Here is an 11,580-nt window from a genome sequence, read left to right on the forward strand (position 1 = left end):
AAATCACCTGATTTCCCTCTTGTTATACGTAAGCGATGAAATCTCATCTAAAAAAATGCCCTCAATACGATCTTGTTCCTGCTGAAACACGTTAAAATCCTTCTCTCGCATTTTTTCAAATTTACGTACTTCCAAGTTTTTTTCTAATAATTTTTCTTCATGCCAATTCATTTTTGCACGAGCTTGAACAACTTTCTGCTGTACATCAGCAATTGTTTTTTCAAGACTATCAATAAATCGTGCGTAGTGATGAACTTCCTCTATTGATGAACCTACAGCTAAACGCTCCTGCTGAAACTCTATTAAATCTTCTTTCTTTTTTAACAACTCATATAGCTTCGTTGCAATTTCTTCAAAAGAACGTACAGATTCTTTATAGGCAATTTCGGTTTCATTTTTTTCCTGCTCTCGAATGGTTAACACTTTTTCAAAACGATATATATAGCTTACCATCCTATTTTCCACCACCGTTCGATAATGAAATTAACTCATTCTTACTTTCCTCTAGGGTCACTTTATCTAAATAGCCCTGCTTTAAATAAGCGGTAATGAGAGGTTCATAGTAAATGGCTTCATCAATTTCCTTTGATGTTCCTGTCTTATAGGCACCGATATTAATTAGATCCTCTGACTTGTCATATGTATAATAGAGCTCTCTTAATCGCTCTGCAGCTTTTTTGTGCTCTGGCTCTGCCACATGATTCATCAAACGGCTAACACTTTTTAATACATTAATAGCTGGATATTGACCTTTATTGGCAAGATTTCGATCAAGGACTATATGTCCATCTAAAATCCCCCGTACTGTATCTGCTATTGGCTCATTCATATCATCACCATCTACTAACACTGTATAAAAGGCAGTGATAGAGCCTTTCTCATTAGTCCCTGTGCGTTCTAATAGTTTAGGTAAAATTGCGAACACAGATGGCGTATATCCTTTTTGAGCTGGTGGTTCACCTGTCGCAAGACCGATTTCACGCTGTGCCATAGCAACACGAGTCACAGAGTCCATCATCAACATGACATTTAAGCCGCGATTTCTAAAATACTCGGCAATTGCTGTTGCGGTAAAGGCCCCTTTAATTCGCATTAGTGCAGGCTGATCAGAAGTAGCCGCTACTACTATTGATCGACTTAAACCCTCTGGCCCTAAGTCACGCTCTATAAACTCACGAACCTCACGACCACGCTCTCCAATTAGCGCAATTACGTTTAAATCCGCTTGGGTATTGCGCGCAATCATACCGAGCAATGTACTTTTCCCGACCCCAGAACCAGCGAAAATACCAACACGTTGACCATTGCCCACTGTTAGCATGCCATCAATTGCTTTCACACCTACTTCAAGTCTCTCGTTAATAGGTGGGCGTGTTAGCGGATTGGGTGGATCCTGCTCTGTTGGAACCGTCTTTAATCCTTTCGGTAATCCTGTTCCATCTATCGGATTCCCCATTGAATCAAGTACCTTACCGATTAGCTCAGGGCCCACTTTTACCTCAAGTGGTGCCCCCGTACCTTCGACTAGGCAGCCAATCGATATTTCCCGAAGAGAAGTAAACGGCATTAAGACGACAATTTCATCTTTGAAGCCTACAACCTCTGCTAAGATAATTTGATGGCCATTTTTAGAAGTTTCCACATGAATTTTACAGACATCACCAATGGAACTATCTGGACCTTGCGACTCAATCATCAAGCCGACAACTCTAGTTACTCTACCAAACTTTTTAAAGGTTGGTATTTGAGGAATTTGTTCGATTAATTGAGCCGTTTTCATCTAGATCATTCCTTACTTTCTAATATTTCATATAGCTTCAATCTTAGTTCGTTCAATTGCCCATCAATGCTTACAACAATACGGCCATGATTTGTTTCAATATAACAATCTGTTTCATTTTCTAACTCCTCATTTACAAAAATCATAAATGGTACGTCAGTTGGGAACATTTCAGCCAGTTCATCCCGATTAGCGGTCATTAATGCATAGTAGGTAGGTGAAACATAAATTTTTATTTCTTTCATTTCCCGTGCTTCTTTAAGTCCTCTACGAACGATTGAAACAAATAATTCGTTGTCTCGCTCTAAGGATGCATCAATAATTCGCTCTGCTGCCGTTAAGCCTAACTCTAAAATAATCGATTCTTGATCTTCAATATATTTTCGAGCATTATCCCTCGCATGAATGATTATTTCATTGGCCGTTTGGAGAGATTGTTCCATCGCTTCATTCGCTTTGTTTATCCCATCCTCATAGCCTTGACCGAATCCTTCATCATAAGCTTCTTGCACTCGGTTAGGTCGTTCTTCTTCCCACCCTTGCTTTAAATGCTCAAGATCTTGAAAGAACTTTTGCTTCTCTTGTTCAAAAGCCTCACGTTCAGCCTGTAAGGTAGCTCTAGCCTCGGCCAGTAAACGTTCCCGCTCTTCTAGCACTTCTTCCATAGTTATTTGTTTTTGAGGTAAAATGTCTCCATCTTCTACCTCTTGCATCTCAAACATGTCACGGATTTGAATCTTTTTGACATGATCGCCATTGGACTGTGTGTATACAGAACGGATGATTCTAGACAATGACGTCATCTCCTCCACCACGTGCAATAATAATCTCACCAGCATCCTCTAAGCGACGAATAACTGCAACAATTCGGGATTGCGCTTCCTCTACATCGCGTAAACGTACAGGTCCCATAATCTCCATTTCTTCCTTAAATGTCTCAGCCATACGTTGTGACATATTACGGAAAATAATATCTTTTACTTCTTCACTTGAAACCTTCATAGACAGTAGTAAGTCTTCATTTTCACAATCACGAATAACTCGTTGAATCGAGCGGTTGTCAAGCGTAACAATATCCTCGAATACAAACATACGTTTTTTGATTTCTTCTGCAAGCTCTGGATCTTGAATTTCGAGTGCATCGAGAATCGTTTTTTCTGTTTGTCGATCTACACCGTTTAATACTTCAACAACTGCGTCAATGCCACCAGTTTCCGTGTAATCTTGTGTAACCGTTGATGATAATTTACGTTCTAAAACTGATTCAATTTCGCTAATAACTTCTGGTGAAGTTGATTCCATCACAGCAATACGTTTAGCGATATCAGCCTGTACTTCTTGTGGCAATGAAGATAAAATAACACCCGCTTGCCCAGCCTCTAAATAAGATAGAATAAGGGCAATTGTTTGTGGATGTTCATTTTGAATAAAGTTAAAAATTTGTGCTGGATCAGCTCTACGTGCAAAGTCAAAGGGACGTACTTGTAAAGAAGATGTTAGACGATTAATGATTGTTTGCGCCTGTTCTACACCAAGTGCTTTTTCCAATACCGTCTTCGCATAACCAATACCACCCTGTGTAATATAATCTTGCGCAAGTGCAATATTGTGGAATTCTTCAATAATTTCCTCTTTAACATCTGATTCTACTTTTTTAACACTTGAAATCTCTAATGTTAAACGTTCAATTTCTTCTTCTGTTAAATGTTTATAGACAGAAGCTGAAACCTCAGGCCCTAATGAAATTAATAAGAGAGCGGCCTTTTGTTTTCCGGTTAATTCCTTTTCTTTCTTGGACACAGTCGAACCTCCTAGTTAGTCTTCCGCAATCCAACTACGCAGTAACTTCGCAAAATCGTCTGGCTTATCTTTAGCCATTTTTTCAAGCTGCTTACGACGCATTGTAGCTTCCGTTTCAATTTCTTCATTAATATCTTCAATAATTAGTTCTTCTTGTTCATCTAGGATACTAAGTTCTTCTTCTTCTTGCGCACGTTTACGTGAACGAATAATAAAGAATGCAAGCAATAGTATTACAGCAAGTAATATGCCACCTACTACCCATATCCACCATGGAATAACAGATTTTTCACTAGCCGTCTCTGTTGCTTTCCCATTCAATGGATGCACCGAAACAGCTACTTTTTCATCGATTTGATCTTGAGTAAGTTCAGCTGCTACATCTTTAGAAATCGTCGTACGAACTATAGTACTTAAAATTTTCTGGATATCCTCTTGAACGCCATCTGGTAATGTTGCTGCATCAGTTGCCGTCGGTGGTTCAACAATTACTTGGATACCAATATCTTGAATTTTATATGGTGCCTCTTGGATATCTTTACGTATACGGTTTACATCATTATTTATTGTCTCTTCAGTACGCTCGTAATCTCCATTACCGTTTGCACCTTCGTTATAAGTTGTAAAGTTGTCTGTCGTCGTTTCAGCTTCAGGTGTACCAGTGGCTGCAGCCCCTGTACCAGAATATTGCTCGGTAATACGTTGAGCACTTATTGCGATGCCTTCCATATTCTCTTCGTCGACTGGTGTAACAAGGTTTTCTTCACGATTTTCTTTTTTGAAATCAATGTCTGTTGTCACAGAAACTATTACTTTATCTTGCCCCATAAGCGTACCTAGCATATTTTGAACTTGGCGCTGTAGGTCACGCTCAACTAATTTCTTCGCTTGTAACTGACCTTCAGCTGTCGTTGTCGACATTCCATCAGTCGTCGCAGCATGCAGATCAAAGTAATCAGAAAATTGGTTAGAAATTACAATATTATCCGTATTTAAATTCGGAACACTTTTTGCTACTAAATTGTACATAGTAGCAATTTGTTGCTCTGTAAATTTATAACCAGGGTCTGTATTCAAAACAATAGATGCCGTCGCTTCATCTTTAACATCCTTTAAGAATACTCCCTCTTCTGGAAGGTTAATCATTACCTTTGCGTCTTTTACACCATCTAGATTTTTAATGAGCTTTGCAATTTCTGTTTCAGTTGCTGCTTTTTTTAATAGATTAAACTCATTATCTGTCATACCGAATCCAGAGCTATTTGCAAAAGAATAGTCAATTGATCCAGTTTGCGGATATCCTTCAGATGCTAACTGCACTAACAATGAATCTACTTGTTCTTCGGGTACTAAAATCGAAGTCCCTCCCGGTGCAATTTCGTATTTTACACCTTGGGTGTCTAACGCTTCCTTCACTTGTCCGATTTCTCTTGTCGATAAATCTTTATAAAGTGGTACATATGTAGTTTTTGTAGCAAAGATTGTAATAGCTATAGCAAGTGCTATAACGCCTAATACAGAACCTATCATTACAATTTTTTGTTTTTTACTACGACTTGTCCAAAATTTGCTGGTGTCGTCTTTTATTTTCGTCAATCGTTCATTCATTATGAATCCTCCGGTTATAGTGAATAACCTATCCATCTAATAATTCGCGAAAACAGTGATATCCCATACATTCAATCATAACAGGCTGATTTCCATTCTGACTGGTCCTTAGGGCGTTCAGCCTTTACTCCAATCAAGTAACAAATGTTATCCCAAACTTTTGGTAATGAGCCTTTCAATTTCTCATTTAAAAAATGTTTAATTTATAGGATATATCTTTATTTAACAGTGACTTTATCACTTGTTTTATAAAGTTAGACACTCATTCGCATTATTTCTTGGTAAGCTTCAATCACCTTATTGCGAACTTCAATTGTTGCATTTAATGTAATGCTCGCTTTTTGTGATGCTATCATCACTTCGTGCAACTCTACATTTTCACCATTAATTAACTTTTGGGTTAGATTGTCAGAAGTAATTTGTTGATCATTAACTTTCGATATTGCTTCTTTTAACGAGTTCGCAAAGCTCTGTTGTGCTTCATAAGGTGTCGTATTTAGTTTATTTGTTTCATTTACAACCTGCGTAGGTGTCATTTGTGAAACGGACGAAATTGTCATTATGTATCTTCCTTTCTTGTTATTTATCTTCCAATCTCTAAAGCCTTTGTCAGCATAGATTTATTTGCATTCAATACAGTTACGTTTGCCTCGTAGGAACGAGTAGCTGACATTAAATCTACCATTTCTTTTAATGGATCTACATTTGGCATATTTACATAACCATCTGCATTTGCATCTGGATGAGTTGGATCATACACAAGTTTGAAAGGTGTTTCTCTATCTTCTTTTATTTGCGTTACTTTTACGCCGTTACCGACACCACTTTTTGCATTTTTACCGAGTGCGACATTAAAAAACTTTGAAAACTGTCCCTCTTGCGCTGTAAATGTCACAGACTTTCGGCGGTATGGTTCCCACTCCCCATTCACTTGTTTAGCACGCATTGTATCCATGTTTGCCATATTTGAAGAGATAACATCCATTCGTAAACGCTGTGCTGTTAAAGCCGAGGCAGTGGTATTCATTCCATGAAAAATTGACATCTATTACTTACCTCCTTTAATAACAGTATTTAATGTGTTTAACTTACCGTTCATGCGTTCAATTAATGCGTTGTAATAAATTTGATTTTCCGCAAGCTTCGTCTGTTCCGTATCCATATCCACAGCATTACCATTATTTCGATAACGTAAGCCATTAACATTATTCACACCAGGTGTAGATTGTCGAATCTCGAAATCATAATGTCTACGATCAGTACGATACGCAGAAATCGACGTTTGTTTTTCTTTCTCCAACATATCTTTAAAACTTACATTTTTCGCCTTATAGTTTGGCGTATCGACATTCGCAATGTTATTAGCAATTGTTTTATTATTCAAAGTTGCATAGGAAAGTCCATTCTCCAGGCTACTAATAGTTCCTCCAAACAAATCCAAAACATCCACCTCATTTTATGTACTTCTTTTTTTATCCAATACTACAATTGTAATTAAGATGATACGTAGTGTCTATTGTCTTTTGTCACTTTTTACTAGTTCACGAGACCTATTTTTATACACAAATAACCAGGACAATACTTCCGCACCCCTTGTGCCACATAGCTTTACGGCACCCAAACTACTTCTAGTTAATTTACACTATATAGGCAGTGTTTTCGGTTTTATGATTGATTTTTTCCCTTTTTTTGACAAAATAACGGTAGACACAGTGTCTAAATTAAAGTTCCTTTTTACTACCAAGAGTTAAAGATTAATATTTCAAAAATTCAGAATAGTAGTTCCATACTGTCTTATAAGTAAAACAATAGGAGTATACACTTTTTGTATTTATGCAATAAGTAATGCGAATGCCAAAAACTTAACCTAGGGATAAAGCTTTAATAATAGCATATACGATGGTTAAAATCTTACCTACAGGAGTTAAGGAAAAAGATTAAAACACAGACGATTCTCCCCCCACATTTAGTACTATAACATAGTTTGACATAATTAGAAGTAATGTCAAACAGCCAAAAATTTCGTCGAATAATAGAAAAGTACGAAAAGGCAGCTGATTCACAAATATTCCAGCCGCCTTCATGTTACTTATGAAATTTTTGTGTCATTGCACCTCGGAATATTACATCCGGAATCGGCTTTATGCTTAGTCTGCAGATGTTTTTTTGCTCGAAAGGACAGTACTAACGTAGCGGCAGTATACAATAGCCTGGTTTTGCCTGTGCGAAAGCGAAGCAACTACATCAACAAAACAGGATGGCCAACACGATGGCGGTCATTTCGGTAATGCCAACGGACGCGACGTTTTACCGTTGCAGGTCCCAATAGCCTTTATCGCATGAATGCTATAATTTTAGGCTAACATCCTGTAAGAACCTGTAAGAACTGCTTTACGATTCCGCAACACCTTCCAAAGGCTTTAGGCCAATGTCTTAAAAACGTAGCGCAGCAACATATTATTGATCACTCCGTAATGAGTTTTTGTTTCGCTTTCGCTACACAAAACATTGATAAAAAAGTAAAAAGGCATGTGGAATAAAATTATTCCACATGCCTTACAACGTTCCCAGAGAACGTTTTTATTATTTCATTTTAATTTCAGCTAATGCATTTAAGAATTTATCGTTAAGTACTTTAATGTAAGTACCTTTCATACCTAGAGAGCGAGATTCGATTACACCTGCAGATTCTAGTTTACGTAATGCGTTTACGATTACTGAACGTGTGATGCCAACTCGGTCTGCAATTTTTGAAGCAACAAGTAAGCCTTCATGTCCATCAAGTTCTTCAAAGATATGTTCAATAGCCTCTAACTCACTGTATGAAAGAGAGTTAATCGCCATTTGTACAACAGCTTTGCTTCGAGCTTCCTCTTCAATTTCCTCAGATTTCTCACGTAAAATTTCCATACCAACTACTGTAGCACCATACTCAGCTAAAATTAAATCATCATCCTCAAATTGTGAAGATAAACGAGCAAGAATTAATGTACCAAGACGCTCACCACCACCAACGATTGGCACAATCGTTGTTAATGCATTTTGGAATAGTTCTTTATTTTCAATTGGGAAAGCAGTATGCTCGTCATTAATATCTAAGTTTGAAGAAGTTTCAGAAATTGTGAACAAGCTATGTGTATATTCTTCTGGGAATTGACGCTCTTCGAACATCTTTTTCATACGTTCGTTTTCAATTTGTTGGTGAATTGAAATGCCTAAAAGTTTACCTTTACGGCTTACAATATAAACATTACTGTCAATAATATCTCCTAATGTATCTGCCATTTCTTTAAAGTTTACTGGCTTACCAGCAGAAGCTTGAAGCATTGAGTTAATTTTACGCGTTTTTTCTAATAAATTCATTATATGTTCCTCCTATAAATAATCCGAAGAGTATTTACTTAATATTCTAAAGTTTTTTACAACTGAATGAAACTATTCAGCCTTTTCTTACAATATAAACTGTGACAAATCTTTGTTTTTTACTATACCCGCAAGTTTTCGATCTACATATGCAGCATTGATTGGAATATTTGCAGGTGCAATTTCTGCAGCTTCAAACGATAATTCTTCCAATAAACGTTCTAATATTGTGTGTAAACGGCGAGCTCCAATATTATCAGTCTCCTGATTGACCTCGGTTGCAATCTCTGCAATCCGTTCAATTGCATCTTCCGTAAAGTTTATTTCCACGCCTTCTGTCTCTAATAACGCCTTATATTGCAAAACAAGTGATTGATCTGGCTCTTTCAAAATACGTACAAAATCTTGTTTTGTAAGTTTTTCAAGCTCTACTCGAATCGGGAATCGACCTTGCAACTCAGGAATTAGATCAGATGGCTTTGACATATGAAATGCTCCAGCAGCAATAAACAGCATAAAGTCTGTTTTAACAGCACCGTACTTCGTTGTTACAGTAGAACCTTCAACGATTGGCAGAATATCACGTTGCACACCTTCACGTGATACATTCGCAGAGGAGTTACTGTCCTTACTAGCAATTTTATCAATTTCATCAATAAAAATAATACCTGACTGTTCAGCTCTTGAAATAGCTTCTTGTGCAACTTCATCTGCATCTATAAGCTTGTTCGCTTCTTCAATTGTTAAAATACGGCGCGCGTCTTTCACTTGTACACGACGTTTCTTCTGCTTTTTAGGCATCAAACTAGATAGCATATCCTGCATGCCACTGTTTGCAGACATATCCATGCCCGTTCCTTGTAACGCATCAAAAATAGAAGGGTTTTGTTCAGTTACTTCAACTGTAACCCATTCATTTTCTAATTTACCATTACGTAAATCGATAGCGATTTGCGCACGTTTGGAGCGCACTTCAGTTTCTTCAGAGGAATCGTCATTGGTTTGCTGTTCTTTCCCACCAAATAACATTTCAAATGGATTTTGCATGGACTGTTTTTTTCGTAAGGACGGAACCAATAACTTAACGATAGCTTCGTTTGCCAGTTCTTCTGCTTGGTCCTTCACAGACTCCATCATCTCTTCTTTTACAAGACGATAAGAAGCTTCTACTACATCGCGTACCATTGACTCTACGTCGCGTCCAACGTACCCTACTTCTGTAAACTTTGTTGCTTCTACTTTCACAAATGGTGCATTCGTTAACTTTGCAATTCTTCGGGCAATTTCTGTTTTTCCGACACCTGTAGGTCCAATCATCAAAATATTTTTCGGAATTACTTCAGCCTTCATCTCATCACTTAATAGCGAGCGACGATATCGGTTACGTAGCGCAATCGCTACCGCTCTCTTCGCTTCATTTTGTCCAACGATATAACGATCCAAATGCTCAGTAATTTGTCTTGGCGTTAAATTATTTTTTGTCATTAGTTAAGCGCCTCCACGATAATATTATGATTTGTAAACACACAGATTTCAGCGGCGGTTTCTAATGCTGCCTCTGCAATTTCACGAGCAGACATTGTGTCACCCGCATATTTTTTCAGGGCACGACCTGCTGATAATGCATAGTTACCCCCAGAACCAATTGCCAAAACCCCGTCATCCGGTTCAATTACTTCTCCAGTACCCGAAACAAGAAGGAGTGTACTTTTATCCATTACAAGTAGCATGGCCTCTAATTGACGTAACATTTTATCACCGCGCCACTGCTTAGCCACTTCAACCGCCGCACGTTGCAAATTACCATTGTATTCATTTAACTTTCCTTCAAACATCTCAAAAAGTGTAAATGCATCGGCAACCGATCCCGCAAATCCTGCAAGTACCTGCCCATTAAACAGACGTCTGACCTTCCTTGCTGTACCCTTCATTACAACCGCATTCCCTAGGGTTACTTGACCATCACCTGCCATAGCGCAAGCTCCATTATGATGAACTGCAAATATCGTTGTCGCATGTAATTGTCCCATTTGCCTTCCTCCTTAGCTTATTATGCCCTTGGATGAGCATTCATATATGTTTGACGAAGATGCTCTTTTGTTACATGTGTGTAAACTTGTGTAGAAGTTAAATGAGCGTGGCCTAATAACTCCTGCACTGTACGTAAATCTGCGCCATTATTCAATAAATGTGTAGCAAAAGTATGGCGAAGCATATGTGGATATATTTTCGTATGGAGCGAGGCCTTGTCAATCATTTCAGTTAAAATATGACGTACACCTCGAGGAGTAAGTTCCCCACCGCGCATGTTGACAAACAATTGCTGATGATTTGTGCTCTTCATCAATCGTGGACGAGCTTGTTCTATGTAATCCTGCATAGCTAAACTCGCAAATTGCCCGAATGGAATAATACGTTCTTTTCGCCCTTTTCCCATTACTCTAATAATTGAATAATGGAAATCAACATCTTCTACTTGAATCGAGGTAAGCTCACTTACACGAATACCTGTCGCATATAACAGCTCTAATATAGCCGTATTTCTTAATGATTTCAAATCATCGCCAACATTCGCATCAAATAGCTGCTTCAATTCTTCTTCGTAGAAAAAACTTGGTAAGCGTGATTCTTTTTTGGGATGATATAGTGATCGAAAGGCCCCATCGTCTAATCCGTGCTGTCTATTTAGAAAGCGAAAGAAGGAGCGTATTGAGGAGATCTTCCTTGATACAGATGATCTTGCTCTCTTTTCATCGTACAACTTCGTTACATAAAGACGTGCATGTATATACTCAACACTAGCTAAATCATTTACGCCCTCTGCCTGCAAAAACGCTAAAAAATCTAGTAGGTCCGATTCATATTCTCGCACTGTGTGAACAGAGAAGTTTTTTTCAATTTGAATATAAAGCATAAACTGCTCAAGTGCATCTTGGGACGAAACTAACATTAAAAGATTCACCACCAATGAATTATTGATAACCTTCTCAAATTACAGGTCGTCGCCAACGTGGTTTTTTACAAATGCC

12 protein-coding genes are annotated in these 11,580 nt (G+C 38.0%); all 12 read right to left on the reverse strand.

Going from position 1 to position 11,580, the window contains the following annotated elements; translation table 11 throughout:
• Window positions 1–3: 3 nt before the first annotated feature.
• Window positions 4–453 (reverse strand): flagellar export protein FliJ, encoded by a 450-nt coding sequence (gene fliJ, locus MOK21_RS06445; RefSeq protein ID WP_249073131.1) that lies wholly within the window; start codon window positions 451–453, stop codon window positions 4–6.
• A gap of 1 nt (window position 454) precedes the next feature.
• Complete coding sequence (gene fliI, locus MOK21_RS06450) at window positions 455–1,780, reverse strand: flagellar protein export ATPase FliI (RefSeq protein WP_249073132.1); 1,326 nt, start codon at window positions 1,778–1,780, stop codon at window positions 455–457.
• A gap of 5 nt (window positions 1,781–1,785) precedes the next feature.
• Window positions 1,786–2,574, reverse strand: coding sequence for a flagellar assembly protein FliH (fliH, locus tag MOK21_RS06455; RefSeq protein ID WP_249073133.1), 789 nt, complete (start codon window positions 2,572–2,574; stop codon window positions 1,786–1,788).
• Window positions 2,567–3,580 (reverse strand): flagellar motor switch protein FliG, encoded by a 1,014-nt coding sequence (gene fliG, locus MOK21_RS06460; protein ID WP_249073134.1) that lies wholly within the window; start codon window positions 3,578–3,580, stop codon window positions 2,567–2,569. The genes fliH and fliG overlap by 8 nt, the downstream gene beginning before the upstream one ends.
• Window positions 3,581–3,595: 15 nt before the next feature.
• The gene (gene fliF, locus MOK21_RS06465) at window positions 3,596–5,188 is read right to left on the reverse strand and encodes a flagellar basal-body MS-ring/collar protein FliF (protein WP_249073135.1); all 1,593 of its coding nucleotides are present in this window, start codon (window positions 5,186–5,188) and stop codon (window positions 3,596–3,598) included.
• A 254-nt stretch (window positions 5,189–5,442) separates the two neighbouring features.
• Window positions 5,443–5,748, reverse strand: a complete 306-nt coding sequence (fliE, locus tag MOK21_RS06470; protein WP_481817343.1) for a flagellar hook-basal body complex protein FliE — start codon at window positions 5,746–5,748, stop codon at window positions 5,443–5,445.
• Between the two features lie 23 nt (window positions 5,749–5,771).
• The gene (flgC, locus tag MOK21_RS06475) at window positions 5,772–6,233 is read right to left on the reverse strand and encodes a flagellar basal body rod protein FlgC (RefSeq protein WP_249073136.1); all 462 of its coding nucleotides are present in this window, start codon (window positions 6,231–6,233) and stop codon (window positions 5,772–5,774) included.
• 3 nt (window positions 6,234–6,236) lie between these two features.
• Complete coding sequence (gene flgB / locus MOK21_RS06480; protein WP_249073137.1) at window positions 6,237–6,629, reverse strand: flagellar basal body rod protein FlgB; 393 nt, start codon at window positions 6,627–6,629, stop codon at window positions 6,237–6,239.
• Window positions 6,630–7,771: 1,142 nt separating this feature from the next.
• On the reverse strand, window positions 7,772–8,551 hold the full coding sequence (gene codY, locus MOK21_RS06485; RefSeq protein ID WP_249073138.1) for a GTP-sensing pleiotropic transcriptional regulator CodY: 780 nt from the start codon (window positions 8,549–8,551) through the stop codon (window positions 7,772–7,774).
• A gap of 87 nt (window positions 8,552–8,638) precedes the next feature.
• Entirely contained in the window at window positions 8,639–10,036 is a 1,398-nt protein-coding gene (hslU, locus tag MOK21_RS06490) for an ATP-dependent protease ATPase subunit HslU (protein ID WP_249073139.1), read from the reverse strand.
• Complete coding sequence (gene hslV / locus MOK21_RS06495; protein ID WP_249073140.1) at window positions 10,036–10,581, reverse strand: ATP-dependent protease subunit HslV; 546 nt, start codon at window positions 10,579–10,581, stop codon at window positions 10,036–10,038. The genes hslU and hslV overlap by 1 nt, the downstream gene beginning before the upstream one ends.
• 20 nt (window positions 10,582–10,601) lie before the next feature.
• Window positions 10,602–11,501, reverse strand: coding sequence for a tyrosine recombinase XerC (xerC, locus tag MOK21_RS06500; protein ID WP_249073141.1), 900 nt, complete (start codon window positions 11,499–11,501; stop codon window positions 10,602–10,604).
• Window positions 11,502–11,580: the final 79 nt, after the last annotated feature.

The organism is Lysinibacillus sp. BPa_S21 (genome assembly GCF_023337795.1).
Classification (GTDB): Bacteria; Bacillota; Bacilli; order Bacillales_A; family Planococcaceae; genus Lysinibacillus.

Excerpts from the sequence above, each read along its gene's own strand:
- fliJ (WP_249073131.1), bottom strand. The coding sequence starts at position 453 with ATGGTAAGCTATATATATCGTTTTGAAAAAGTGTTAACCATTCGAGAG.
- fliI (WP_249073132.1), bottom strand. The coding sequence starts at position 1,780 with ATGAAAACGGCTCAATTAATCGAACAAATTCCTCAAATACCAACCTTT.
- fliF (WP_249073135.1), bottom strand. The coding sequence starts at position 5,188 with ATGAATGAACGATTGACGAAAATAAAAGACGACACCAGCAAATTTTGG.
- fliE (WP_481817343.1), bottom strand. The coding sequence starts at position 5,748 with ATGACAATTTCGTCCGTTTCACAAATGACACCTACGCAGGTTGTAAAT.
- flgC (WP_249073136.1), bottom strand. The coding sequence starts at position 6,233 with ATGTCAATTTTTCATGGAATGAATACCACTGCCTCGGCTTTAACAGCA.
- codY (WP_249073138.1), bottom strand. The coding sequence starts at position 8,551 with ATGAATTTATTAGAAAAAACGCGTAAAATTAACTCAATGCTTCAAGCT.
- hslU (WP_249073139.1), bottom strand. The coding sequence starts at position 10,036 with ATGACAAAAAATAATTTAACGCCAAGACAAATTACTGAGCATTTGGAT.
- hslV (WP_249073140.1), bottom strand. The coding sequence starts at position 10,581 with ATGGGACAATTACATGCGACAACGATATTTGCAGTTCATCATAATGGA.
- xerC (WP_249073141.1), bottom strand. The coding sequence starts at position 11,501 with ATGTTAGTTTCGTCCCAAGATGCACTTGAGCAGTTTATGCTTTATATT.